At 51.4% G+C, this 26,966-nt stretch carries 25 protein-coding genes; all 25 read right to left on the minus strand.

Going from position 1 to position 26,966, the window contains the following annotated elements; translation table 11 throughout:
• Positions 1-35: 35 nt before the first annotated feature.
• The gene (locus tag ACK4FK_RS05545) at positions 36-1,193 is read right to left on the minus strand and encodes a hypothetical protein (protein WP_409742277.1); all 1,158 of its coding nucleotides are present in this window, start codon (positions 1,191-1,193) and stop codon (positions 36-38) included.
• Positions 1,186-1,950, minus strand: a complete 765-nt coding sequence (locus ACK4FK_RS05550; RefSeq protein ID WP_409742280.1) for a hypothetical protein — start codon at positions 1,948-1,950, stop codon at positions 1,186-1,188. Before ACK4FK_RS05550 ends, ACK4FK_RS05545 begins: the two co-directional genes overlap by 8 nt.
• Positions 1,919-3,118 (minus strand): hypothetical protein, encoded by a 1,200-nt coding sequence (locus tag ACK4FK_RS05555; RefSeq protein ID WP_409742283.1) that lies wholly within the window; start codon positions 3,116-3,118, stop codon positions 1,919-1,921. The genes ACK4FK_RS05550 and ACK4FK_RS05555 overlap by 32 nt, the downstream gene beginning before the upstream one ends.
• 11 nt (positions 3,119-3,129) lie before the next feature.
• Positions 3,130-4,317: a hypothetical protein gene (locus tag ACK4FK_RS05560; protein WP_409742286.1), complete on the minus strand. Its 1,188-nt coding sequence runs from the start codon at positions 4,315-4,317 to the stop codon at positions 3,130-3,132.
• Entirely contained in the window at positions 4,317-5,282 is a 966-nt protein-coding gene (locus ACK4FK_RS05565; protein ID WP_409742289.1) for a polysaccharide deacetylase family protein, read from the minus strand. The genes ACK4FK_RS05560 and ACK4FK_RS05565 overlap by 1 nt, the downstream gene beginning before the upstream one ends.
• 14 nt (positions 5,283-5,296) lie before the next feature.
• Entirely contained in the window at positions 5,297-7,420 is a 2,124-nt protein-coding gene (locus ACK4FK_RS05570; protein ID WP_409742292.1) for a B12-binding domain-containing radical SAM protein, read from the minus strand.
• Positions 7,417-8,103 carry a cytidylyltransferase domain-containing protein gene (locus tag ACK4FK_RS05575; RefSeq protein WP_409742295.1) on the minus strand — a complete coding sequence of 229 codons (687 nt, stop codon included), beginning with the start codon at positions 8,101-8,103 and terminating at the stop codon, positions 7,417-7,419. The genes ACK4FK_RS05570 and ACK4FK_RS05575 overlap by 4 nt, the downstream gene beginning before the upstream one ends.
• A gap of 19 nt (positions 8,104-8,122) precedes the next feature.
• A complete protein-coding gene (locus ACK4FK_RS05580) occupies positions 8,123-8,938 on the minus strand; it encodes a formyltransferase family protein (RefSeq protein WP_409742298.1) in 816 nt (271 codons plus the stop codon).
• Positions 8,938-10,050, minus strand: a complete 1,113-nt coding sequence (locus tag ACK4FK_RS05585) for a hypothetical protein (protein ID WP_409742301.1) — start codon at positions 10,048-10,050, stop codon at positions 8,938-8,940. Before ACK4FK_RS05585 ends, ACK4FK_RS05580 begins: the two co-directional genes overlap by 1 nt.
• 38 nt (positions 10,051-10,088) lie before the next feature.
• Complete coding sequence (locus ACK4FK_RS05590; RefSeq protein ID WP_409742304.1) at positions 10,089-10,826, minus strand: cytidylyltransferase domain-containing protein; 738 nt, start codon at positions 10,824-10,826, stop codon at positions 10,089-10,091.
• Between the two features lie 4 nt (positions 10,827-10,830).
• A complete protein-coding gene (locus ACK4FK_RS05595) occupies positions 10,831-12,543 on the minus strand; it encodes an ABC transporter ATP-binding protein (protein ID WP_409742307.1) in 1,713 nt (570 codons plus the stop codon).
• Between the two features lie 86 nt (positions 12,544-12,629).
• Positions 12,630-13,598, minus strand: coding sequence for an NAD(P)-dependent oxidoreductase (locus tag ACK4FK_RS05600; RefSeq protein WP_409742309.1), 969 nt, complete (start codon positions 13,596-13,598; stop codon positions 12,630-12,632).
• Positions 13,595-14,311 (minus strand): hypothetical protein, encoded by a 717-nt coding sequence (locus tag ACK4FK_RS05605; RefSeq protein ID WP_409742312.1) that lies wholly within the window; start codon positions 14,309-14,311, stop codon positions 13,595-13,597. Before ACK4FK_RS05605 ends, ACK4FK_RS05600 begins: the two co-directional genes overlap by 4 nt.
• A gap of 15 nt (positions 14,312-14,326) precedes the next feature.
• Positions 14,327-15,556 (minus strand): UDP-N-acetylglucosamine 2-epimerase, encoded by a 1,230-nt coding sequence (gene neuC / locus ACK4FK_RS05610; RefSeq protein WP_409743074.1) that lies wholly within the window; start codon positions 15,554-15,556, stop codon positions 14,327-14,329.
• Positions 15,480-16,514, minus strand: a complete 1,035-nt coding sequence (locus ACK4FK_RS05615; protein ID WP_409742314.1) for an N-acetylneuraminate synthase family protein — start codon at positions 16,512-16,514, stop codon at positions 15,480-15,482. Before ACK4FK_RS05615 ends, neuC begins: the two co-directional genes overlap by 77 nt.
• Positions 16,515-16,516: 2 nt before the next feature.
• A complete protein-coding gene (locus ACK4FK_RS05620) occupies positions 16,517-17,668 on the minus strand; it encodes an NAD-dependent epimerase/dehydratase family protein (protein ID WP_409742317.1) in 1,152 nt (383 codons plus the stop codon).
• Positions 17,668-18,714, minus strand: coding sequence for an SDR family NAD(P)-dependent oxidoreductase (locus ACK4FK_RS05625; RefSeq protein ID WP_409742319.1), 1,047 nt, complete (start codon positions 18,712-18,714; stop codon positions 17,668-17,670). The genes ACK4FK_RS05620 and ACK4FK_RS05625 overlap by 1 nt, the downstream gene beginning before the upstream one ends.
• 88 nt (positions 18,715-18,802) lie before the next feature.
• Positions 18,803-19,702 (minus strand): class I SAM-dependent methyltransferase, encoded by a 900-nt coding sequence (locus ACK4FK_RS05630; protein WP_409742321.1) that lies wholly within the window; start codon positions 19,700-19,702, stop codon positions 18,803-18,805.
• Between the two features lie 392 nt (positions 19,703-20,094).
• Positions 20,095-20,760 carry a class I SAM-dependent methyltransferase gene (locus ACK4FK_RS05635; protein ID WP_409742323.1) on the minus strand — a complete coding sequence of 222 codons (666 nt, stop codon included), beginning with the start codon at positions 20,758-20,760 and terminating at the stop codon, positions 20,095-20,097.
• A gap of 67 nt (positions 20,761-20,827) precedes the next feature.
• Complete coding sequence (locus ACK4FK_RS05640) at positions 20,828-21,535, minus strand: class I SAM-dependent methyltransferase (protein ID WP_409742326.1); 708 nt, start codon at positions 21,533-21,535, stop codon at positions 20,828-20,830.
• A gap of 10 nt (positions 21,536-21,545) precedes the next feature.
• A complete protein-coding gene (locus tag ACK4FK_RS05645) occupies positions 21,546-22,550 on the minus strand; it encodes a hypothetical protein (RefSeq protein ID WP_409742329.1) in 1,005 nt (334 codons plus the stop codon).
• Positions 22,544-24,109 (minus strand): hypothetical protein, encoded by a 1,566-nt coding sequence (locus ACK4FK_RS05650; protein WP_409742332.1) that lies wholly within the window; start codon positions 24,107-24,109, stop codon positions 22,544-22,546. Before ACK4FK_RS05650 ends, ACK4FK_RS05645 begins: the two co-directional genes overlap by 7 nt.
• A 19-nt stretch (positions 24,110-24,128) precedes the next feature.
• Positions 24,129-24,863 carry a cytidylyltransferase domain-containing protein gene (locus tag ACK4FK_RS05655; protein ID WP_409742335.1) on the minus strand — a complete coding sequence of 245 codons (735 nt, stop codon included), beginning with the start codon at positions 24,861-24,863 and terminating at the stop codon, positions 24,129-24,131.
• An 11-nt stretch (positions 24,864-24,874) separates the two neighbouring features.
• Entirely contained in the window at positions 24,875-25,876 is a 1,002-nt protein-coding gene (locus ACK4FK_RS05660) for a GDP-mannose 4,6-dehydratase (protein ID WP_409742338.1), read from the minus strand.
• Positions 25,869-26,951, minus strand: coding sequence for a nucleotidyltransferase family protein (locus tag ACK4FK_RS05665; RefSeq protein ID WP_409742340.1), 1,083 nt, complete (start codon positions 26,949-26,951; stop codon positions 25,869-25,871). The genes ACK4FK_RS05660 and ACK4FK_RS05665 overlap by 8 nt, the downstream gene beginning before the upstream one ends.
• Positions 26,952-26,966: the final 15 nt, after the last annotated feature.

The raw sequence follows: 26,966 nt of genomic DNA on the forward strand, positions 1-26,966 counted from the left end.
GGGCAAAGTGGAGGGAGAAATATAATGGAATCGCATCAGACGAAGCGGTTTCCAGACTTAAGCGAAGGATGATAGCCGATGCCGGGATAGTCAATAAATCCCCAATTATCAGCATGTTCCGGGTGCAAGGCGACATCAATACGGGCTAGCGTAAGCATGCGGAACCAACTGTCCCAAAGATCCGATTCATCCCAGCGGCGGGAATAACGACTCCAATGTGTGTGAATACGGTCATGCTTCGGACGTTGCAGTGTCAGCGCATAACGCAGGCGCTCGGCGAACAAAGCTCCACTACCGAAGGCATTTAAGGTGTGAGAGGCAAATCGGATTAGGGAATCGAGCGAGCGCGGGCGAACCCTAAGTGACTCGGCAAAGCCACCATCGGGCCGTTGTGCATCTATAATGCTAGCACTAGTGCGCAGTAACAATTCCCTGGTGACATCGTCAGGTATTTTCCCTTCGGGGGTCAGCATAAAGACTGCATCGTAGTCATAGCACCCGCCGCCGCCTGGATAGGGCGCAAAATGCCCCTGGTGATCGGCCAGATTACATACAGCAGCCAGTGTGCTTTCTAAGTGGGGGTTCTTTACACCCAGATACTCAAGTATCTCGTGCTGATGATAGCCATTCTGGAACTGAAGGTGAGTCATGCCGCCATCTGGCCCCCAAAAGCCAAAGCGGTTCATGCGTTGCAGGTGCGCAGCGACCCAGTGATTGATCAGCGGTTGTGTATCAAGCCCGAGATGGTCGCGTCCGTGAATTAAGAATATGGCAAGGAACATGGCTTGGTTGCCGCTACCAGGCCGCCCATCCATGCAACCAAGACGCTCTAGATCTTGGGCATCATATGCAGATAGCTGCTCCGATACAAAATCGTCGAGTAGACGAGGCGACGAGCCCGGTAAGATCGCTAGTGCACTCAGGGAGAACGTCAAAAGTTGGCGATAGGGTTTGCTCTCAATATCGACACCCGGTTGTGACCGGATTGTCTTGATATCATGTACTATTGCTTTAGGCAGTTCTCCATCTGCTGCAAGGGCAGGATCTTTCAGCAAATGTCGCAAAAAAACGGCAAAGCAGCGTCCATATGGCGTCGCTTCGGCCGCAGAAGTTAGTTGGTACTCGGAAAAACCGGCACAACATTCAGAGATGAACGCGGATAGCCGGCTTCGGATTGTTTGTAGTTCATTCATTCTGGAGGTGCTTCAGTCGTGCTGCAAGAAATGCCACAAATAAGCCGGAGCCGAGTGCCATGAAAAGTGCTGTAAGCCAAATCAATGGACCTGGCTTCCTGCTTATCACAGAAATACCTTCCGAACTTAGCTGTGTCGGTCTTACTCGGTCGCCAATACTGTCATCGAGGGACTTCTGCTCGCGTAGCTGTTCGATCTCCAGTTTCTTCTCAATAATTTTGGCCTCAGAAAGATTGGTTGCAGGAGGCTGCTGCAGGATTTCGATTACACGTTCCGCCCCGTTCAACTGGCGGTCAATATGAATCCGTCGTTGCGTGTAGACTTGCTTGGCTAATTCGTAGTAGCGAGCGTGCCGATCTAGAAATGGTTGAACCGCCATACCAACAAGCCGGCGGGCATTGTCAGCAGTTTTGTCTCTGCAATCTATTCTTAACCTTAGGCCGTCTGGGGAATACATCGCTATTGCATTACACCTGTTACCAACCTGGTAGGCCGGATTTACAAAGACCTCGTGAGTAAAGAAATCCTCTACTTGTCGCGCGCCCTCAAAGAGTAAAAAACGAGCAAGGCCAAAATCACTGTTGCCTGTCCCGCCGACAGTGTGAATGCCTCCAATGTTAACAATAGCGCTTGCGGCAAAAGGCGGGCGAGTCATTAGTCCCAGCACAATCAATCCAGCTACTACGCTAGTAGTCAGCAAGATTAGTCGCCAGCGTGCAAAGGTTTCAGCGAGCAAAGTTCTGAGGCTCAGGCGCATTCTTCGTTGTCTCTTTAAGGCGATGAGGTGTTCTTGCTAATTCAACGAGGGCAATTATTACCCCAAAATATGCAAAAACATTATTGCTGAAGCTGGCGACGAGGATTACGACGATTAATAAATGAGCCGCTATTTCCCTGGTGCTGTTTGTGAGCCGCGTAAAGCCAAAAAAAAGTAGACAGGCGATCGCGAGGGCGCCAATGATGCCATAGGAGGCAAAAATATTAACATATAGCGTGTGCCCCATATATCCGTGAGCCTTGATCGCGGCGACTTCGTCCCAACCTAAACCCAGGAGAATGTCCTGCGCTGACTTATACAGCAGAAGAGCATTCGTCTGCGAGCGCGAGAGGGCGCTGATGGCATCGTCGTCGTGGCCAACTATAAAGTCCGCCATCTCTCCTAGTTGCATTAGGATCGGATAGGCCAGCGTGGTGCCAATCACAGCAGTTACACCAACAGGCAACAGGAGCAGCCGTAGCCAGCGACGCGGCTTCGGCAATTGAATGATGATTCCAACAAAAATTGACCAGACAAAGATCAAAAATGCTGCGCGCCCCGAGGTCAGCAAGATGTTCAGCAATGAAAGCCCAAGTAATAAATTGTAGCGGAGAGTGAAAACATGCCAGCCTTTGATCGGAAAAAATGCTAACAACCACAGGCAGATTGGTCCCAATAAGGCAATGGCGTTGCGCCCCTTGAGTTCTCCGAGATTGATGAACGGCATTGATATGCCAAATGCCACGATCAATAGTAACGCCGTGTGCATTAGCAATAATAGGGTTGCCGTTATAACCAACGCATAAACTAAGAATCCAAAATTATTGAATACTTCTAGGTAGAGCCTAGCCGCCATCATGGCCAAGAGCAGCGGGATGAAGTCCAAAATCAAGCCGAAGTGAATAGGGCCGCGGCCAGAAGATCCAGCAACTTCCAGTCCCGAACAAAACAGCATCAAGCCGATCAAGGCTAACTCTGTGTTGCTCAATAAAGGAATTCGGTGCAAATGCGCCAGCGGTATCAGCATGGCGAGGGCAGCAAGCATGAATATGATGGAAAAAGAGATCGATGCCGCATAACGCGGCAAAGGAAGACTCAAAACATCAATAATGGGGACGAGCAACTCTATCGCATACAGGGCAATCAGCCAGGCATTTATTTGAGACATGCGTACTCGGGTCACGTGGCGTTGCCATCAGCATATGCGTGCGCCAGATCTTCCATGATGGCGGCTACAAGATCGCCCGCACGCTCATCAGGCTGAACAATATTTTGCTTTCTTGTATCCGTGTCCAAACGGCCATTACAAAAAGGGACGCCAAAGTATTCAAGATTTAAATCCAGAAGCGTGTCTGAAAACTTGTTGATAAGAGCGGATTTGCCTTGTCGGAGTGTGAGGTCTACGCAGTTGTAATACGGCAGGTCGAAATACAATGTGCCCCAAATAGAGTTGGACAATCCGCCGATTACACCCTTCATTACGCCAGGCAAAAAGGCCTCCAGAGATATTCCGGCGTAAGGAGTTATGCGAGACATGGGAGTTGCGCGGCGGAGTATGGCTCTGTGCAGAATGCAGGTGTTTATGCGGTCAACGTGCGAGCGTAGCCAAGGCGATGAATTTTTACGCACGAACTTAAGGATACTTTGAGAATTGGGTATCCTCTCAAGCGCTCCAGATATCAGGTAGTGAATACGCGGCGCGAAATAATCAAGACTATTGCCGTTGTGTGACTTGTACACCACCACGTCGTCCGGCGGTATCTGCTGCAATAGTTGATTCACTGTACAGAGAAAATGCTGCTTTCCCTCCTCGCTATGAAAACTGAACAGGGTAGGGGCGACTATAATCCAATCGACTTTGAATTCGGGGAAAATGCAATGTCGCGAAAAAGGCAGGCCAACTTCCACAATTGAGATACCATCATATCGGCTTAGCGCTGCCCGTTTCTGCAACAGGAACGTCATAAAGCGTCGACTTGGTATATAGACTTTTTCAATTTGAAACTGCTTTAAGAACGCATCGTGCTTCTCTAGTCCTGTCATAGCCAGAGACATCAGGCCTGCACGATTCTTCGCGAGCAGGTTTTTCTGAATGGCTTCAGCTAGGTCATCATCGTAAGGAAACTGTTGAACAATCAATAGAGTGGCGCTAATCGGCTCCCCCAGGTTAATTAAATCAGCCCCAAACCGTCGACAAAGATCAGCAAAGACCTCGTGAGCATCTCCGGTCTTTCGGCGCATGGATGGATCGGCGTCAACAAATAAAACGGCAATACGCAGCCTCGTACTCAGTGCGCGTATCACGGGAAGAAATGCTGTTGCAGATCGGAAGTAGCCGACGATCAGGACGAGGTCATAATTCTTCATCAACGAAATTCAGCCTTTAGGCCGCCATCATGTTCAAAAATATCATTGACGTCGAAGCGAGGAATCTCCATCAGGTCTTTATGAAGGGCAGGGCGGAATAGTTCGCGACCCAAGGTGAAGCCGTAATTGAGGCCCCTTTCCACGGCGATTTGCTTGCTATTATCGTCCCATGTACCTTTGACGCCGTAGGGATAGGATATGCTCTGGATATCAAGCCCAAGTCTGTCCCGGAATAACTCAAGCGACGCATCAATATCATCGGTCTGTTCCTGCCGCGATAGGCGACTCGACATTCGATGAGCATATGTATGCAATCCGATTGAGAGGCCCTTGTCGACGCACCGCTTAATGTCGTCCAGGCTCAAATATAACTGTGCTACAGCCTCACGCTGAGAACCAAACTCATGTTCAAACATCCGGTCTAGAATTCGGTCGACTACACGGTAAGGGAGGTCAACGTTCAAGAGGCGCTTGAACGAGCCGGTCGCGTCGTCATCGTAGCGGTACATACGATCTATCTGAAGATAGGTTGAATCCTCTCTGACCTCACCTTCAGGATCATTCGCAAGGGCGGCCATAAATCTTTCTCGAAATCCGTTCCAACCCCACAGCCCCTGCAACAAGTGGGATTTTTGTACGTTTAGGACCTTGCCCTCCACATAAGGCAGCGCGCAGCAAAAAATTATTGCTGGAACGCCGTGGCGCTCAAGAATTGGCATTGCAAGCTGCGCGATGTCCGCCATGCCGTCATCGAAGGTGACAAGGCAGCCCAAGCCCCCAGCGGCAGATATTTGCCCGGAATACGGCAGAGCGGCTAAATCAAGAAAAGCGTATTTCGTCTTGATTGCCGCAATCTGGCGCTCCAGTGCATCGGGTGTAACACCCTTGAAACCCCGCCATTCGGTTCTGCCTGGGGGAATGCAATAATGATAATTGACGGTGAGAATCTCTGACGGTGTGAGCATCGTTGCGCAGGGCTCTATTCCTGTAATCCAGACAGCATGAAGGCCTGCGGATTGACCTTGATGGGCATGATTTGCTTCTCAGGTTGCTTGGCAGGTACTGCATGCCTGAACAGCTTTTTGACATGCACTTTTGACAGAATACGACCAATCGACACGGGGGAATCTCCATAGATTCCCAAATAGCGTTCAATGATGGCCTTTTGTTCATCATCGAGAATAAAGTTGAAATCCATGGGTGCCTTAAGCCGGAATTGGCTAATTTCGACGTTACGCCCTGCTGCCAAGTAGGCGTTAATATTATAGTTCAATTTTGCTACCGGCTGGGCGTCCAGGTCTCTGAATAAATTATTGGCGCGTTTACAATGATATTCCAAAGCATCATCAATAAATTCAAATGTGTCATCTGAAGCCTTATTATGTGCTTCAAGACAGGAACGTATAGTTTGGCGGGCAAAATCGGCTAAGTCCGGCAGATATTCCGTGATACCTAATGTCTTGTGCACAAATAAAAGATTGTTCCCCAGTTCGCCAGATATAAACTTTTCGACCACTCCTGCCTGTTGAATGAACGCCTCCAGATCGGCGCGATTATCCCATAACTCGTCTTTTGTTGCTTGCTCGAACGCAGAGAATAGCGCTGCCAGCCGTGGGGACATTTCAGCGTTATTCAATTCCTCCATCCAGTCATAGACGGGAACATCTAACTCACGAAGTAGCTTCAGAAGCGCTGCAAAAATTCCGTCATTGTAGTAGATCGTCACGACAAGATGAAACCGCCTTGCGGCTAGATAGTCCTCAAATGGAAGAGTGCTGTTCGCAACACAAATTTCCTCAATTTCTGCAGCGATGATTTGCTTTCCAAAAACATCAAAATGACCGTAGCAGCGTGGTAGTACTCTATATCGAGTCAGCATTCCGTACTGTTGCTTGCTTTCAGGGGTCGCCATCTCCGTCCCGGGCAACAACATAAGTTGGAAAAGGTAGATGTTGGTGAAGCCGGCATTCATAACGGTGCGAACAGTAGATAAATGCGCGGCCAACGAGTCCCCAGGCAAGCAAAGAATAACCTCGCTGTAGGTATTGGCACCTACGCTCTCCGCTTGCAAACCCAAATCAAAAAGCGCTTGGGCGTCAATGTTTTTGCGCTTGATATTTTCTAGAACATTTGCATCGAGGCTCTGAACTGAGCCAGAAAGGCGCAAGGCGCCATCAATAATTCTGGAGGCTTCAAGGACGCGCTCTTTTTGATTTTTGCCTGTCGCTACATTGATATATTCAGGCCAACCGTACTGCTTGCGGGTTGCGGCAAGTGTTTTTGCGGTCTCTATGTCATCCTTGTACATCGCAAAGTTTGAGTCAGCGATGAATAGATCATTGCGCCCGCCTATCGCGCGGAGCTCCTGCATCTTTTTGCCTATGTAGTGCAGTTCGGCGCTTACTTTATCGGCGGCATTACGGCGAACCTTATTGTAATAATCCACACCCTCTACACAGAATGTGCAGCCAAATGGGCAGCCACGGTTGGTCTGAATGATTGGGAGCAGGCGGCCATCGAAAAACTCATCAAGTCTACCGCTAGTGTAAGGTGATGGGATTTCCGTCAAATCCGTTAGGCGCACTATCGGATCACTCAGTATTGCTTCATCAGTTTCGGTGATGCAGTGTACCGATGGCAACCGGAGAGCCTTTACCTTCTCAATGTCAAACACGGCATCAATTAGCGCCTGGGTAAGCTTTGAAAAAGCAGCTTCTCCCTCTTTAATAATATAGAAGTCGACATCCCTATTTTGCCGTAACCAGGCGGCTTGTTCTTCTGCTGTCGTCGGGTAGTTTGGTCCACCAAAGATAACGATGGTATTAGGCGAAGCGTGCTTTATCGCACTTGCAAACTTAAGCGACAAATCACCATTCCAAACATAATTTGAAAAACCAATTATATTAGGCGGGCCTTCGCGGGCGAGGGCCTGCACCAGCTTTTCTGGATACTTAAATAAACGTATCGGAGTGGTGAATTGGGTCCATCGTTCGGTATAGGTCGCAATACCTCCTATCGCATTAGGTATTACATCTGCAGCGATTGTTTGTTGAGTATACGTGAGATCGGCCAGCCAAACTCTCTTCTCAGTTAAAGCGCTCATTGCTTTTCTCCATGACTAGAGAGGCTACGCGCGTATGCAGCCTGAGCGACTTCAAATTCTATTGCGTCGTTTACATCGTAGCTTTCTTCCACCGGTATTTCGATAAGTGCAGGATCATTCTTGGTGAGGGTCCAATACTGATAATCCTTGAGAAAGAACGCCTTGCGTATAACATGAAAAGCATGAGCGACCTTGAAGAAGGTTCGAGAATGGGCCGTTGACAGCATGCCAGCCTGCGTATTGGTCACGGCATTGCCGTCGCTGTCGAATATCCAATCCGTGGTCGGAATTACTGAGGTGTAGCTGTTCAGGCCGGTTGCAAGAACATGGTCAACGGCCCGCCTAATTGTGTCTAGGCTTATGAGGGGGTGGCAAGGGTTCAGCCACATGATATAATCAGACTTTACGCGTTCGTAATGGGCAAAAACCTTACGGTGATCGTTGTACCCAGGTTGGACAGCCGCGGGATCACGATCAAGAATTTCTATATTACGATAAGCGACGGCCTTCTGCCTCAACTCATCTTCAGCCACTGCAAAATAGCGATGCGAGAAGAAGTCCATGCGATCAAGCTTCTCGAGCGCCACGTCGATCAGTGTCGAACCAGCAAACGGCAATACCAGTTTCCTCGGGAGCCTGGAGGATTTGGTGCGGGCGTTGATAAGAACCGATATGGTGGTCATGCTGCACTCCAGTGGGATATCAATTAAATCTGCCCGGCCCAGCTTCAATAATGGGGTAAACGGCATCGCGCGCCAGCTTGGCAGACAGATACTCTTTTAGCAGCCCGCGCGCCATATTAGCCTTGGCCTGACGAAGCGAACTGATATTGAAATCCGCACGGCGGCACAGTTTACCATGTCCTGACTGTGAAATACCTTCAGGCAAATCACCATTCCAGCCGGCAAATCTCTGAAGTAGTGCGGCACCGGCTATGATCGTTTTGCAGCCAACATCGTGAATGCCGTCGTTGATATTTATATCTGGGCGAGCTTGCGCGAGAATCTTGCCGCCATCGACGATCGCGGAGGCATGATGAACTGTTACGCCGACGCATTCTGGTAGTCCATCCACCAACGGCCAATAGTTGGTTGCGCTTCCCCGATAATAGGGAGAGAGCCCCAGATGCATATTGACGATGCGGCCGTGATAGAAAGACAAGATTGGATCTCGTATGATTGAAGAGCCAAAGAGAAATACGCGATCAATCCGGGCATCCTTCAGGTGTTCAAACACTTCAATTGAGTTGGCGCCTTGCCAGGGAACTTCGAAGCTGCGTCCTGCAATCTGAGAGAAGTGATCCGGACCATCACCAAACCATCGTTTCTCAGCGCGGTCCCGGTCGTTGAAGTAATCCTTTATCTCTACGGCGTCGTCGGGCGTCGAACCGGAATTCTGGGTCGGCTTTGTCTCAGCAATCACGCAGGCCAATTCAGCGCTCTCCGCCAAGCGTGCGGCTACCCAGCGGTGGCGCTGGCTGCTTGATGTCAGTAGTGCAATTCGCTTTGAAGCATTCATCACGCAAACATCCTTGTGGCCGCGCTTAACATTCTTACCACTTCACCCGCCACGCGACGTGTTGCCTGGCCGTCGGAGAAAAATAGTCCGCTTTGGGTCAACTCGTGCTTGAGACGTAATACACGCTGCCTTTCCACTGTGGGCTCATTGGTTCTGAAGTAATGTGCCAAAGAGTCTACATCCTGAAACACTCGGGACAGGCCGGATTCATCGATCCATAAACGCGTTGTTGGCTTCACTGAGGGTCGAAGAGATATGCAGGGTGTTCCGAAATAAAGTGCTTCATATGCAAGTGTCGAGTGGCTTGTCACTAGATAATCAGCTTCACGCAGTAAACTTGGAGTATGATGCGACAACAACTGGACTTTCACGTTGCCATATGGCTTGGACGCCAGCCTATTTTCCCAACGCGATATTTCTTCGGAGGGGTGCGCAAGAACTTGAATAACGGATTCCGGTTGTAGGCCTTTAAGCTTCTGCATAGCAGCAAGTAGGCACTCGAATATGGTATACTGGTTATAATACAAATTTCGCACTCGCTGCATCTCAGCGAGTGGCTGAGATGCAAGCAGTACCGTCATACTTTGTTTGCGCGGCTCAGTTGGCATCGCCGGGGCAGCAGCAGATGATTGCGATGCCAATGTGTCGAGCCATGGGTTGTGTGTGATGGTCATTCGCTCAGCGGGTACACCAAAGCGTTTGAGGTCATCCCATGAACGCGAGTCTAACACGCAGAGGCAATCGGGCAGCAAATCCTCTGCTAGGTTGTGCCCATCACGCGAGAATCTCTCTGTATACATTCCCCAGTAATCTAAAACGCCGACCGATGGTAAGTGCCTGCAACGCGCCTCAATGATGGCGTATTGTTCAGGCGTTTCTGGCGGACGATTGCGCGCAGGGCTGGAACCAGAGAGAATCAAATCAGGCTGGTGCCGATCGAACAAAGAACCTATGTAGCCACGAGGGTCTGTGGAAAAAGCGAGCTCATCTAGTCGCGTAACAAGGGCGGCGCTTTCACAGATAACCGACCATGAATCGCGGGTGGCGTAGGCAACGATTTCTGCCAAACCGGATGAAATCAGATCGGCGACCACAGGCGCTATGGTTTGCATGCTGCCGCGGTCGCGCGATATGGCTAGTATGCGCGGCTTCACGCTGTTAGTTCTATGCGGTGGTTGGAAACTAGGAAATTCGCATAATCCAGATCTTCACTGGTATCGACGTCTAGGGCATAAGCGCGAGGAATCTCCACAGGGACGGAGATTTTTCCAAAGCAATCCTGCCCATCCAACAATGCTCTAGTGCGAGTAATCACCAGGTTGCCAAAGGTATAATGCTTGGGCTTGCGTTGTTTGTTATAGGCTTCTTTGCGCTCCTTTGGAAAACGGAACTGAACCAGTCCATCAACCATGACGCGCTGGTTAAAGGCATGCGCATTGTGGAAAACCGGGGCCACAGTTTGCACTGAATCAGCTTCAGAATTGGCCCGCAAAGCAGCTAGACATTCATGTATTTGAGAAGGCAAAAGAAAAGGGGAGGTCGGCTGCAGCAAAGCGACCATTCCCGGCATCCGGCCTGAATGCTGCCGCAAGGTTTCTAGAGCATGAAGAATCACTGCCGTGACAGGCGTGTCATCTAGCCCAAGTTCTGCGGGCCGCTCAATTATCTCAACGCCGGCTTCTAAACATGTGCGGGCAATATGATCGTGGTCAGTTGAACAATAAGTCTTAACAAAGCTACGAGAGCCTAGGGCGGCATCTATAACAAACCGAATCAGGGGTTTTCCTCCGACCGGCGCTAGATTCTTCAGAGGAATACTTTTTGATCCACCGCGTGCAGGTATCAGACCGATGGCGGTATCTTCATCGATGAGTATGGAGTTAGTCATGTCATTATCTTGGCTGCGGATTAGTGATTTGAAACAGTGACGAGAAGCGAGATTGCACGGAGATCCAGTCGCCTTCGGCAATAATTTTGCCGCCCTGCAGGGCGATAACCCAGTCTGCTCCCTCTTTCATCGTCAGGCGATGGGTTACTTGTATGATAGTCATGTCAGGCATGGCGGCGCGCAAAGCTCTCAGCATGGACCATTCAAGAGATTGCTCAAACGAGGTTGTTGCTTCATCCAAGATCAAAACCGATGGCTTTCGTATCAAAGCTCTCGCAATAGCTATTCGCTTGCGCTGCCCGCCTGAGAGTGAGTAACCGCGGTCACCCACTAAAGTCGCGTAGCCGTGGGGAAGATCGCGAATGAAATCCTCTGCCCCAGCAAGGCGGCAGGCATGTTCAATCTCCGCGGGGGAGGCGTCTGGATTTGCCAAACGCAGATTCGCCAGGATGTCACCATTGAAGAGTGCAGCTTCCTGACTGACATAGCCAAATTGCCTGCGCCAGTCGGATAGGCGATACTTGGATGCTTGCAGACCCATAGCAGTGATGCTGCCAGATTCGGGGGTTTCTAAGCGCATCAATAGATCGAGCAGCGTCGATTTTCCCGCTCCGGATGGCCCAAGCAGCAAAGTTGTTTTGCCATGCGGAAATTTGGCGTTTATGTCCGCTAATATCGGATGCTTGGCATCATAGCTAAAATTAACGCCGTGTAATTCGATATCGGTGTTTAGTCTGTTAAGTGGTTCGCCCTCAGTTTCGTTCTCACGCTCACGAGACTGCGCAAGCAGCTGGCTAATCACTGTCACCGAATGCATTTCATTCAGTGCCTTTATTCGCGCGGCTGTCGCCATGCTGCCTGCACTGATTAGGCGATAGAATGCTATGAAAAAAAACGCCATTAGCGGCAGAATATCCGTCGGTGGCTGATTCAGCAGCTTGACGCTGATTACTATGAAGGACATCAGAGCCAGAACAGCAAGGAATTCACCGCTTACTCGCGGAATTTCCGAAAAAATTGTGCCCTTAAGTATCGCTTTTGCGAGTAAACGACAATTTTCGTTAAGGCTGCGCAGCCGCAGTTCTTCAGCCTGGAGTATCTTCAGATCTCTTATATGAGTGAGATTTTCAATCATCGCGGCTGTGACCGATTGGTTCAGCGCAACCTTAGTTTTTGAAAGTAGCGCAGATCCACGAAACAGCTTCCGTCGCCCCAGGGCGGCAACAATGCTGGCGGCGATAATCATGCCAAGCATCGCTTGCCAGTTGATGACTAATCCTATGACTACCAACGCCAGCACAAGCATTGTCGATGAGAAGTACGAGATGCATGACTGAAAGAAGCGCGTTGCGGATAGGGTTTCATTAAACCAATTGTTCAGTAGTTCGCCTGGCTTTTTCCCAGAAACCACGCGTTGAGGGCCGTACAAGTAATGCTCACCAATCTGATTGACCCAGTAAAAGCGCAGATCCTGTAAGAATGCGTTTGTTGATATAGAAGTCAGCATCGTAATCGCTGCTTTCAGACCAAATAGAAGGACTGTCGCAGTGGCTACTAACAGAAGCCGGGTTTCTGGCGCGAACTGCAACAGCGCAGGCACAGCCTGTTGCAGTAGTGGGCTATTATAAGAGGGGTCTATCAGTGCCTGGAAGACAGGAAAGATCATACCTATACCAAGGCTGGTAAGTGAGGTGTCGACCACTACCAGCAGCAACACGCCAAGGCCGCGACGCCGAAAGGGCCCGATAACCGCCTTAATCAGGCTCCACTCAGAGCGAGTGGGCATCTGCTTAGAAAACATCATTATAAAGAACGCAGATAACCAAGCGCCATGTCGATCACATGCGACTCGGTCAGGCGCCATGCATCGACAGTGGAGCCGCCAATATGAGGCGTGATAATCAGGTTGTCGTGTTTGCGTGCATATAGCAGAAGGGGATGGCTAGTATATCTTTCGACAAAGTTCGGTGCAAATTCGCCATCAAAGACATCTAGCGCCGCACCCGAAAGGTGGCCTTTCTGTAGTGCTTCCAGAAGGGCATTCCAATCTATCAATTCGCCCCTAGCCGTATTGATAAGGTAGGAGCCATGCCGAAAGTGCTTAAATATATCGGCACTGATCATGCCCTCGGTTTCTTTCTCATGTGGTACGTGGACAGTTACCACATCGCTTTGCGCGACGAGAGAGGCAAGAGTATCGATGCGCTCAGCTCCCTCACAAGATTCCGAAACATATGGGTCATAATAGCGCACCTTCATGCCAAAAGCTTTGCCATAACGCGCTACCATTGTCCCTAAACGGCCATGACCAATGATGCCCAAGTCTAAAGAAGACAGCATGGCGCGGCCACCAAAGGGGCGGCGATCCCACATGCCGGCCAATGCCGCACGATGTGCCGGCACAAGATTGCGCGTCAACGCTAATAGAAGCCCCCATGTATGCTCAGCCGTGGGGGTAATTTTATTTAGAAAGTCTTGGGCAAACTTGAGGCAGGCAACATAAATTCCCTTGCTGTGAGCGTAATCCACATCAATATGCGGGTGACCAGTCGTATTTGAGATGATCACTTTGAGATGCGGACAAGCATCGATTTTATTGGCATCGACCATAAAACCGAGTGGGGCGAATAATACCTCAGTTCGAGCCAGAACTTCAGAATTATCCAGTTCCGGAGAATCGAGGGTTATAAGATCGAATTCACGCGACAGGGTTGCCAGGTTCTCTGGCTGGTACTTCAGAGTTCGATAGTATAGTGCAACAGATTTTTTCATTTTCGAAGAAAGAGTGAGTGTTCCCGTCCGGCCAGCGCTTGAATGAATAAGCCCTTGCGAATGCAGTACGCAAGACTTGGCTTGAAAAGGTACCGAGTAATAGCAGGGTGCTTTAGTATAAGGTCTACGGTTTCTATCCTGCCATCGACCACAATCGCCTTAGGAAAAAGGCCACGATCCAGAAACCGTGTAGCATCGTTGTTTGCGACCTTACGGCCGTCTTCCAGTATGCAAGGTGGCCCATCCACATACAAAAAATCGGCGGCGGCTGGCAATTCTTGTCCAAATCCGACGCTCTCTTGGTCTTCATTTACTCGGCTTGGAACGCAGATAACCCCAGATCCTGCGCTTGGCGTCAAATTTGCTGCACTGAGACACTGGGACGTGATCTTGGCCCAGTCTTCGTGGTGTTCAAATGCCGTGTAAGCCGCACCAGATTTTATTGACCACAAAGCAAAAATTGCCGACGTGGTGCCGGAACCAAGTTCAACAACCGATTTTGGCTGTATGGATTGCAGAATTTTCCACAAATCCCAGCCTTTGAAGGGTTGTCTAGGGCTACCAGACTGCCCCATTCGGGAGAAGGCGGCATAGGCAACCAGCAGTTCTGGCATATATCGCTTTGTGTATAGTCGAGCTCTCCAAACCTGCCAGCGACGCCACAAGCCAACCCATTTGGAGGCAAAGAGCAGCAGAATGTTTTTGATCTTCATCAGATGCGCTCTGCGCTAATATGCAATGGCTTTTTGAACCTTGAAATTCGCAGTGGCCAGGACCTGAACGATCTTCTTTGCGGCTTGACCATCGCCATATATATAGTCGGGATCATAAGGTCCATGTTGTATTTGCTTTGTCACAGCGTTCGCGATTTTCTGCCGATTGTAATCAACATCGATGACATTCTTTCCACGCTCGCGACCGTGTTGCCGAGAGCCTATATTTACGCTTGGAGTCCCCAGGAACGCAGACTCTCTTATCCCGCTAGACGAATTGCCGAGCAGGCAAGCGGCATTCTTCAGAAGCGGAGCATAGCATTCGATCGGCAGACTCTTAAAAAAATGGATATTATTCGGATGTCGGGTTTCACGGAATTGGCGGATTGCTTTGTTGATGCCGTCTGAGCCGGCGTCCATGTTGGGCAAGATCCATACCGTCGGCATGCTAAGCAGCTCCAGAGCGCCGATGGTTTCATTGATATGAACGAGATTCTGCTCGTATTCAGTAGTTACTGGGTGTTGGATTAAAACGAGATACTGACCAGGAATAAGATCAATAAGTGGACCCATACCATAATCACGTTGATACTGGCGGACTGGTTCAAGGTTGTCGAGATTCAGTTCCCGTATTGCATCCATACTTGTCCCGCCAACAGGAAAAATGGTTGCAGGATCCTCACCCATGCGCTCGATACGCAATGCAGCTTCTTGTGACGCAGGGAAATGTAAGTGGGCTAGTTTTGTGATGGCATGCCGGATGGACTCGTCAATAGAGCCAGACACCTCGCCGCCTTCGACATGTGCCACAGGGATATTCATGTAGGCAGCCGCCATGGCGATCGGCAGGCATTCGAAGCGATCGGCAATAACCACCACCACATCAGGTTTAAGGTCGTCAAATGCAGTGCTGAACTCAATCATGGCCAAGCCTGTCGACTTTGACATCGTTGACAGACTCTCGCCTTCAATGACGAAATTGATCGTGCGTACGACCGGCAGCGACTTTCCTTCTGGCGTATTGAGGATACGGCCATACTTCTCAAGTACCACCATTCCGCCAAGAACCAATTGCAGTTCAAGCCGTGGATCATCCTGGATTTCCCGGATCACGGACTTCATTTTCGCGTAATTGCCTCGTGTGGTTAGCACGATGCATACTTTCCGCTTAGTCAAGCAGGTGCTCCCATTGAATGACCTGATCTTTGGCGAGGTCGACCTTAATTGCCTTACCAATAATTTCATCAAGGCGTGAAGGCGGGATTCCAGTGCCTGGGCGCTTGCCAACCAAATCAGACGCCTGCAAGACAGAGCCGGCAGGTAGGTCTCGTACCGGCACAAGACTTTTGCTAGCCCAGATGAGACTGTCACGTTCCCCTGCGGTCGGGCCAAGCGGCCTAGCGTCTAGCCCTGCTTCAACTTCGCGTAGCTGCTGGATAAAGATGCCCAAGTCGCCGGGTCCGCACGAAACTTTCCAGTCCTGTGCATTTGGGACATCGTAATCAAGTGTAATATGCTTTTCGATAATGCGCGCGCCAAGTGCAGCGGCGGCTAAAGGAAAGTGAAAGCCTCGCGTATGGTCCGAATATCCCGTTATTACTCGATGATTCTCACGAATCCAAAGCATGTTGCCCAGACTCACCTCCTCAGGCGGTGTTGGGTAGCGCGTTACGCAGTGAAGGACTGCGATATCCGGATTGCCTGTTTCCCGCAGAACACTTAGTGCTTCACTAATCTGGGCCCGTTGAAACATACCGGTTGAAAAGATCAGCGGCTTGCCCAGTGATGCAACGCGGCGCAAGAAGGGCCAATTGCCCACCTCGCCGGAGCCCACTTTGTAGATTGGGGTGTCCAATGTGGAAAGAAACTGAAGCGATGGTTCATCATGTGCAGTCGCAAAGAAAGTAATCCCTTTGCTGCGGCAGTATGACTGAATGCGTTGGAAAGCTTCGTATGGCAATTGACGGTCAGACAAACGTTCTCGCCAGTCCGGCAGTGCGTTCGAAATCAGCGCATCAACGTCAAAAATCTGAAATTTGACTGCATCAGCTCCAGCGTCTGCCGCAAGATCTACAAGACGATAGGCTTTCTCCTCGCTGCCAAAATGCGCCACGCCTGCTTCTGCTATGACATACACTGGACAGTCGCGACCGACCAGGCGGCCTTCAATGCTGAATTGATCCGAGAACCCATACTCCAGCATCGCTACGAACTCCAGCGCACGCGCGGTAGTATCTTGCGTATGTCAATCGCATCACGATGCTGATGAATGCGCTCTAACATTGCAGCCATCACATCATCGGTTAGGAAGTGAGGCTTGAGGCCCAGATCGAGCAAGCCGCTGTGCACAGGATTGTAGTAATGCTCCTCGGCTTCCTTCCGAGGGTTCTCTACTGATTGAATTTGAACAGATAAGCCCATCCTATCGCCCACTAACTTGACTCGCTCTGCCAATTGATTGACGCTGAAGCGCTCGGTGAACTGGTTCAAGACGCGCAACTGCCCTCTTCCAGGGGGCGAGGCGGCAGCCAGTTCAATGCACTGAATGGTATCCATAATATTCAAATAACCGCGGGTTTGCCCGCCTTTGCCATAGACAGTCAAAGGAACGCCTGCAATGGCCTGAGTGACAAACCGGTTGACCACGGTGCCAAAGATATCGTCGTAATTGAATGCGGTCAGTAAGTCGGGATGAATATCCATTTCAGGCGTGCTCTGCCCGTAAACCGGCCCCTGCATAAGGTCGGTCACCTGCAAGCCGTATATCCGGACGTAAAACCAAAGTAGATCAGTGTCGAGTACTTTGGTTGTGTGGTAGAGGCTTCCCGCCTGGCGCGGATAGAGAAATTTCTGACTGCGACCTTTGTGGTTTATGTCTATCCAGCCTTCCTCAATATCAATATTTGGGGTGCCATACTCACCCATTGTTCCCAACTTGATGATATGGCAGTCGGGCGCCGCTTCCAGCACGGCCCAGATAAGATTGAACGTGGCGCCTAGGTTGTTCTCTAAAGTCAGGCGCGCGGAGTTCCTATTGGCCATGGAGTATGGCGCAGAAGGCTGCTCTGCATAATGAACAATTGCCTCGGGTGACGCTTCTTGAACTGCCTTAAGGAGATATTCGTGATCGCAGCAATCGCCGATGACTACGTTTATGTGTTTACCTGTCTCTAATTCAAAGCGACGAGCCCGTTCTGGCAAGGACGGTAGGGGTAGTAGCGGCTCAGAGTCCGTTTGCAGGGTGATACGTCGACGCAGATAATTATCAAATACCGTAACTTCGTGGCCACGCATGGCAAAATGCATGGCAGTGGGCCAACCTAAGTAACCATCTCCGCCAAGAATCAGGATGCGCATCAGTCCTCCACATTCAGAATGTCATTGGCCCGCAGATAATTCTGCAATTCAATACGGCTCATCGGCGTTTCAAGGCGTGAGTTGTAGGGTCTATTCACTCGGTCTGCAACCAGCCCCTCGTAGGTATAATCGATAGACCGATAGACCGACTTAAAAGCTGGAAGAATGGCAAAGAAATCTTGTAGCTCCAGTGTTCGGCGCATCTCTTCGTCACTCAGCAACTCCTCGTATAATTTCTCCCCGGGTTTGGTGCCGATACAGCGCACGGGAATGTCCTGAGGATTAAGCCCGTGATGGGGGGCAAGTTCTTCAATCAAGACATCGGCAAGGTCAGCAATCCTAGCTACAGGCATTTTGGTAACAAAAACCTCGCCGCCCTTGGCCAGGAAAACTGAGGACATAACTAACTGCACGGCCTCTCTTAGAGTCATGATGAAGCGTGTCATGGACGGGTCGGTGAGCGTGACTGGACCGCCTCCGGCGATCTGGCGCTGAAACAAAGGCACCACAGAGCCCCTTGATCCTAACACATTTCCGAATCGCGTAGACGCGAAGATAGTCCCGTCAGCTTTTATGCCGTGTGCGTTAGCTGCTGTAATCAGCCGCTCACCCATCAACTTCGTTGTTCCCATCACATTGGTGGGATTTACGGCCTTGTCAGAGGACGTGAAGATGACGCGCTCGACCCCATTATCTTCTGCGGCATCAATAACATTCATCATGCCAATAATATTGGTTTGAACTGCATCGCGGGGGGCCTCTTCGCAGAGAATCACATGCTTGAGAGCGGCGGCATGCAGAACAATATCGATGCCTCGCATCTTGCGCATGATCTCCTCGCGATCTCGCAAGTCGCATATGAACAACCGTATGTCGTCACGATCAGCATAGGACTGACTCTGAAAGAATAGTTCGCTTTCATTGTTGTCGATGCCTATGATGCGCTCACAGCCTAGATGGCTAATCTGACGCAGTAATTCGCTACCCACCGTTCCGCATACACCGGTGATAAGTACTGACTTATTTTTCCATTGCTCCGAAAACATAGCTTTTTACCCTGATGATTTTTATGGATGGCCTATGGTTGGTTTGACCAGCATTGCAAAGGCGCCCATCGGGGCCCTTTCACCGTCATTAGCGTTCCAGTGTGCGTCGCTGTGCATCGACGAGCAGGGCGGAAGTACTGGCCCATTTCTGGGATATCGGCCTTACTACTTCACGGAACCACGCCTTGGGGTGGGTAAACGCAAATCGTAATCCGGAGATTACACGCAGGTCAGCGCGGCGAGATAATGCAATAAACGATTCTGGTGTGAAGCCGTGTAAGTGTTCGAATGGCGCCATCACGTGGACGTGTGTACCATCGTAGGGCCAAACCCTCCATATCTCGGGTCCCTCGAGTGATCTTGTTATATTCGGCACCCTAATGCGCAAGATTGAGTTTGGCTCCATATAAGCTCTGATCTGATGCAGCGTATCCAAAGGTGCCGGCACATGCTCAAGTACCTGCTCAAGATTGATTGCATCGAACTTCATTCCGTCAATCTCGGCAAGGTCGTGCACCAAGGTAAACTCGTCGACCGACTCGGCGCCGCGCGCAGTACTTGGTTCGTAGGCATGAACCTGGAAGCCTGCGCGTGCGGCAGCCCTGGCCCAGCGTCCAAAGCCGGAGCCAAAATCCAGCAAGCGGGGCGATCGCTTGCCAACCAGCCGGACCAGTCGGCGCATCTCAGCAATCATTTCATAACCCGGCTCGCGTGAAATCTCGTTAACCAGCAAACGCCGGCCGTTGGCATACATCTCGGATAGTTGTTCTGTGGATGGTTGACGTAGGTACCAATGATGTCCGCAGTCGGTGCAGGCAACGATCTCAGGCTTCAGGACGTCAACCCAGCTATCAAGCAGCCCGCCGTACTTGATTTTGCTGAAACGATGGAATCGCTCGCGGTTATCGTCACCGATTGCAACTTGTCGTTTGAAGTGCTCGCCGCCGCAGCCCGGGCACTGATCCACTAGCCTGATATTGTGAGCCATTTTCTGTATTTCACTAGAGTGGCGTAACGAGGTGTCTGATATGTCAACGATTAGCTGAAAACACTGTTTGAAAGCATAATGATGTCGTTGCGGCAGGATCTGCCCGCCGGCTTTCTGATTGCCTAATTGTCATTCTCTAACACGACGAAAGGGCTTCAGAACAATCTGGATGCGGCTCTCTGTGACTGTAAGGTTAGTCAGGAAGGCCACATGGTGGGCGTGACGCATTCTCACGGACTGCCGATGTTCGTTTGTTTTCCTGAACTAATTTGAATGTCAGTCTTGCCGACATACTTGGGCGTCTGCGGGTGTAGTCTCCGGTATTCGCCATGAACTTCGGCCAGGCAGATTTCAGGGTTGCAGGTTAAACAGCAAGACGGAATGCGATTGATTTAGGATTGGCAAAGATAGAATAGCTTGTGCTCCAGGAATGGAACCGGGATTCGCTTATAAAGGAAACCGGGTTTAAAGCGGCGTGGCTCTATAGACTTGAAGTGGGGCGTCAGTAGGGAAGATAATCGCGAGTGAGTGAAAAAGGTCACATGTGTGGGATCATCAAAAAGCCTGGAGCGGAATCCATGGAATATAGCATCATATAGATCATAAAATCGTTTGATCGGATAATTTGGTGTGGATATGAGCAGTATGCCGCCCGGACGAAGCAGGCGCCTTAAATTTTTGATAGTATTTAATCCCTGTTCTTTAGGAATATGTTCGATCACTTCCATCATGTTTATGATATCGAAGGACTGATCCGGATAGGGAAGCTCGGCGCCTGATGTGATTAGTATTGCATTTAACCAGCCAATTTCGTGGCACCGTTCAATTCGCCGCGCGGACACCTCCACCCCATGCAAATTTTCTGCCGTTAAACCATACTTTGTGAGCAGGTGATTGAAGTATTTTCCATCGCCGCATCCAAAGTCGAGGAATGTTATATCTACTGCAGGCTTTCCGATCCGGCTGAGAGATTCAACAAAGGCAGTTTCCCATGTCTCAGCGATTTTGGTATTGAATCGTTTTAAGTCGGCATAGGCCTCAAAATCCTGCTTATCCATCAATAGTATCCTCCACTAATAACCGCCAATGACCGATTTGAGTGGCCTACAAGATGTGTCGGCCATGTCAGTCCTTGCGCGGGGAGTTGACCGAGCGGCCTTCGATAAAGAAACCAAGGGCAAAATCGCAGGCCAAGTGGCCTGGATTGACCATCCTAAGGCGCTTCATGCTGAAAATCCCTAGGAATAGAACGGCCAGTTTAAGTATTCGACCGCGAATTCCTCCACTAAACCAGGGCAGAGATGCCAATGCGCTCGAAAGTGGGGTTAGCACAAAAGGTTGAATGGTGAAATTCTCGCTCTGAAGGCCAAGAGAACAAAGCAAACGCTCCCAGTATTCTGCGGTGTGGCGGTGGTAGTCACCGTATTTTCCATGTCGACGATAAAGAAACGGGACAGTGATAATAAAGCGGCCGCCGTCAGGTTTTAGAATTCTAAGCAATTCGCGAAATATGAGATGTTCTTCGTATATGTGTTCTAGGGTGTTGAAACAGACAACGTTGTCATAAGCGCCATCCGCAATTGGTAGCCTAGAATTCAAATCGGCTACTAAAGTAGGGCGCGCTTCAAAAGAAATGTTTACAGAGTGCAGAATGCCGTCACTTTTAATCTGATTGACGTAGCTGAAATATGCGCCCCCGCCAATATCAAGGGTTTTGCCCTCAAGACTCAGATTTGCGATCTTTTCATCTTCCAATGCGCGCAACAGGGTTTTGTCGCTATTTGCGATTTTCCACAGAGATTTTAGGGATACATTCGAGGGCAGTGTAATCATGATGAATGAATCATGTATACTGCGGTTTTTCTGCCATGTTCATAACCCTGCCAAACGCCCTCAGGTATTTGGCGGCAGCATGCTGGATAGTGAATGAGTTCCTTTTGACCAGAACCGTGGCGCGCAGTTCCGTAACACGTCGCCGCGCCTCGCTGACAGCAAAAAATATATCCGATTCATCAAGCGCCAGCCCGCACGGACCCACAATTTCAGCGCTGCTTCCCGGGCCGTTGTTGAATATGACAGGTAGTCCAGCACACACAGCTTCAAATACTGAATTTGGACATGGATCTTTTATCGCTGCGTGAAGAAAATAGTGACTTCTTGATAATTCGTTGATCATCTCCGAGTGTTTCAATGTGCCCAACAGGCGCACTTTGGCTGTGGGAATGTTCTTTGGCCAAGCCCCCATATGGCTGACTTCAACATCATTGCATAACGATAACTTCGCAATCAGATCGTGACGCTTGGTTGGACGCGGGCTTGCGGTGGAGGAAACTAGCCTGAGGGTACCATCAGAGGGCGGTGCCTGAGGGCGTTCAATCCAGAAGATCGGGGGCGCGCCATTATGAATTACTTGGTTGCGGTTGCCGAGATATCCGGCCTTTCTGAAAACCCTAAGCTGATATTCGCTTTGGAAGATAACCCAATCAGCCAGATTAAGCAGAGCGATGGTTTGTCGATCTTGCCATCGGCCGATAGTAAGGTTCCGGAAGCCAAGCCGGAATGCATGCGCATTAAGATTTACGGCGCGAACGACTATGCGTTTGCCCATATCTTTCCAGCGTCTAACATCAGCCAAGGTATGTCGCTTTCCTGCTCCACCAGGGCCGGTACCCAATTGATTCATGAAAATGATATCGCAAGGGCTTTCCGGCGAGTCTGCAAACACAAACTCTCCGCTTTGTTGCATTTCCGTGCGCAGGGCGCGGATGAAGTTATTGGCTCCGCCCCAAGGGGCATCGATATGCCTGTATGTGAAGTGAATCCTGGGCTGGGCCGTATCAGTCACCATGCTGCGGCGCCCTCCGCTAAGCCTGGTTCTGTTACAGAAAGTAGCCGATAAAGATACTCCACTAGCTTCTGTACCTCGGCCATATATGGACCGGATCGTTCGGTATATACATTCTTCTTGCCCAGTAATATTGAATAGAGATTGATGCTCTCGCTCGTCTCGAATACAGCCGCCACATAGGCCAGCAATGCCGCCTCATCGGCTCTGTAGTTAGAAATGGCATCCCGGATCAGAATCTGCAGATGTCTCGGGTCGGTGCAGCGGCGGACCATGCTGTCAGGCAATAGGTTATAGGGGCAGTCACCGAAGGTGATGACTGGTTTGCCCAGCATGGCCGCTTCCAGCGCCACCGAGCCGGTCACTACGGCCACGAGCTCGGCGTGCTGGACCAGCGTTCTGGCTTCCAGCGCTGGATCGGCGAATCTCACCCGTGGGATATTCAACATCTTCTCGTAGGCGGATAGGGAGCGCTTACCCACCATCCACGGGTGCTCCTTGACGACCAGAACCGTATCTGCCGGCAGGCTGATAGCCAGCATGCGCAGGATCTCGATCTGATTGACATATGGCCTGCCGTAAACCAGCAGGGACACCTCGGGCTCGGTATGCAGGGGAAAAAACACATAGCGCATTGCGGTCAGGTCAGCCTGGCGCACATAGCGCCCCCGGAAAAAAGTGCGGGTTCTGGCCGCCTGCCTCGGGTTGCGCCAAGCCGTGAAATAGAGCCGGCGCAGGGGATCGGGCACATGGTTGTCGTCAGCCGCGACGGAGCGGCGGTAGGCAAGATATGCCCGAATGGCCCCTGCCAGATGGCCCAGCCGAGCGAATTTTGCGGTGTTAGCCTGTAGGGCCGGTTTGTCAGACGGACGGACGACGCCTTCATAACGGCCATGCTGCTCGCGGACGCGCTGTATGTAGCGGCGCGCATCTTCGCTGTGGGGAGACTGCTCCCCCGAAAGCAGTCGTGCGTAGCAAGCGGCCAACTCGGGAGAGGGGTCATTGAGCTGGCGCGAAAAGGCGATACGGTCGCCGATCCGAGTAGGCCGCAGGTTCAGGAAACGGATACCCCTGGATCGAGCGATAAGATAGGCTAGGTAGTCGAGCATCGTTACGCAAATGAAGCCGACCACAAGATCGGGTTTGAGCTGATCGAAGAGTGCTTCCAGCCGTTCGATGCCTCGCTGCAGAATGAACAGCAATTCGTCATCGGTGAAGCGGCGGCGATAATCCTGTGTGAATGCGCAATCCGGGCCCATGAATAGCCGACGGTCTGCGACGATGGCGCCGAACAGGCCCGCCTCATCACCCAGCAGGCGCTCATATCGGTTCAGCTTGTCGAGGTCCGGCCTGCCAAGGGGGCGAGCAGTAATTTCCCATTCCTTGAGCAGGAGGTGCCCTTCCTGTTCAAAGTCAGGTCTTTCATCGAGCCAGCGGCCATAGGCCATACTATCGGCCAAGATGAAGCCCGTCTGCCCAGCGGACAGCCACTGTTTCAGTGCGCTGTTAAGGGCGTGAAAAAGCTGCAGGCTTTCGCTCTGCGTGCAAAACAGAATATTCATGAAAGCGGGTATCCGGCCATCAGCCTGCAAGCCCAAGCCTGCGCCTGAGAAGAAATTCGATGATGGTAAAATCAAGTTCGGAATCTATATCAAAGGCTTGTTCCGGCGGAATCTGGTAGCCGAAAGCACGGCCATCAAGCAGATGGCTTGCCGCCTTGACGTAGCGCGCCGCCAGCACGTAGACGCCAGCCACATGCTCGAAAACGGCCGGGGCACGCTGCCGCGCCAGCACGGTGCCAACACCCATGCTTTTGCTCATTTTCAGTAATCCTTCTGCATCCGGCTCGACAAGATTAAAGTAAGGATTTCGCCTTGCCTCGGAGACCGTAAAGACCGCGTCGGGATTGCGTCCTTGACGCCGAAGAGTGCGGAACAGTTCGATCGCTCCTGCAATGTCGGCAGCTCCAAGCAACGGATTGGTACAGTCAATATCCACATACAGGTCGTATTCGATGCCATGAATCTGTTCGCAGGTGGCCAATGCATGTTGCCAGACTTGAAACTTTCCGCTGTCAGGTGCGGCAAGTTCCGTCGGTCGCAAAAAAGGTGTTTCGGCGCCGGCCGCTCGTGCGGCTTCTGCAATCTGTTCAGAGTCCGTGCTCACAATCACTTGGGTAATGCCCGGCACAGCCAAAGCTTTTTCGATGGCCCAGGCAATAACAGGTTTGCCCAGCAGCGGTCGAATGTTCTTGCCGGGGACGCCCTGGCTTCCGCCGCGTGCGCCGACTGCGCAGAGTATCCGCTCACTGGTCATGATGAGTATTTCTATTTGGCGTAACGGTCGACATCAAAATGATCCATATTGTGACAGACCCACTCCATAGTTCGTGCCAGGCCCTCGCGGAAAGGTACCTGGCTGCGCCAACCGGTCAGTGCCATAATCTTCCGATTATCGGCGATCAGACGATTCACTTCGCTCTTCTCAGGCCGGATTCGTGTCTCGTCTGAAATGATCTCCACCTTGCGGCCGGCAATCTCGCACAGCAATTCTACAGTTCTGCCGATGGACCATTCCTCGCCCGAACCGATATTGACCACCTGGCCTTCTGCCTCTTTGCACAGAGCAAGCGCGAGCATGCCGGCGGCGGTATCGGTTGCGAAATTGAAATCCCGCGTCGGCGTCAAGGCCCCCAGCCGCAACGTGTTCCGCCCTGCGGCCAACTGGCTGGCGATGGTGGGGATTACCGCGCGCGCAGTCTGGCGCGGACCAAAGGTGTTGAAGGGGCGTGCCGTAACCACCGGCAGGTCGAAGGAGAGGTGATAGCTTTCTGCCATCTTGTCGGCTGCTATCTTGCTGGCCGAGTAGGGCGACTGGCCCACCAGCGGGTGATCCTCCGAGATTGGAATTTGCTGTGCCGAGCCATACACTTCCGACGTCGAAACATGCAGCAGCCGAGTGAGAGCATCACTTTCGCGGCAAGCCTGCAACACGTTGATCGCGCCAATCACGTTGGTTTCGACATAGGACCGCGGCGCGTCGTAACTGTAGGGGATGGCAATCAGGCTAGAGAGGTGAAAGACATAGTCGCAGCCGCGCACACCCTGGCGCACACGTTCGCCATCGCGGACATCGCCACTGAATAGCTCTACCTCGGCGAGGGTCTGTGCGGGTACATCACGCAGCCAGCCCTTCTCATTCCAGGAATTGTAGTAGGTCATGGCGCGAACATGCGCGCCGACCGAAACTAGCAGTTCCACCAGATGGCTGCCGATAAAGCCATCTGCCCCCGTCACGAATACGGTTTTTCCTGATATCAATTCATTCATTCTGTTTGCTCGCTTCTGAAAAAAAAGCGCGTGCCTTCTCGAGGTCGTCGGGAGTCCCTATATCGCTCCAGTATTCATGCACCGGGAACACAGCAACGGGAAGAGAGCGCGCCAAGCAATTCTCAATAAGGTCGGTCATGTTGCAGTGCCGAGTTTCTTGCAATAATCCGAGCGCCTGTGGCGAAACAGCGTAGATGCCAGCGTTACAGAAGAATCGCTGTGAGGGTTTTTCCTCCAACTGCCTGACGAATGGGCCTTCGGCGTGAATAACGCCGTAGGGGATGCTGACCCGGTAGTCCACAGCCGCGAGTGTGATGTAAGCGCCGTGTGACACATGGAATGCATGCAGGCTGGCGAAATCTGAATTGGTGAGAATATCGCCATTCATCACGATGATCGGCTGCTGGGGCATCTCGGGCAGCAGAGACAATGCACCCGCAGTACCTAGTTTCTCCTTCTCCCGCAGATAGCAAATCTCGATATCGAAGCCACTGCCATCGCCGAAATGATCCTCAATCATGTGGCCAAGATAGTTGACCGAGAGATAGACGCGGCGGAGGCCGGCTCCGGCCAGACGTTGGATCTGGCGCTCCAGGAGCGGCAGGCCGCCAATATCGACCATCGGCTTTGGGATGTTGTCCGTCAGCGGGCGGAGGCGCATGCCTTCTCCGCCTGCCATGATAACGGCGAATGCGAAGGCAGATGCTCCCCCCGCTTCGGAATCAGGGACGCCGAGATCGGTCAGATGCACAAGGCCCATAAAGCGGCCATCATCGCCCACTAGCGGGAGGGCCATAATGTTTCCGCGGCGCATGAGATCCAGCATGTAGCCAGCGGGACTGCCGTACTTGGCTGTGATGGGGTGGGTGTTCATCGCGCGCGACACAGGTGTGTCCAAGCTGCCACCATCCAGAAGGCAACGCCTGACGTCGCCATCTGTTAGCGTGCCGAGCAGGCGGCCATCATCGCTGACCACAATGGCAATGCGGCGACGACTGCTCTCGATGGCGCGCACGGCAGCCATCAGGGGCGAGTCGGGCTTGAGGGGCGCGTTCTTCGCCGGCTGGGAGGTCATGTGGTGCTTCGAATA

It is taken from the genome of Ferrovibrio sp., assembly GCF_046297895.1.
Lineage (GTDB): Bacteria > Pseudomonadota > Alphaproteobacteria > Ferrovibrionales > Ferrovibrionaceae > Ferrovibrio.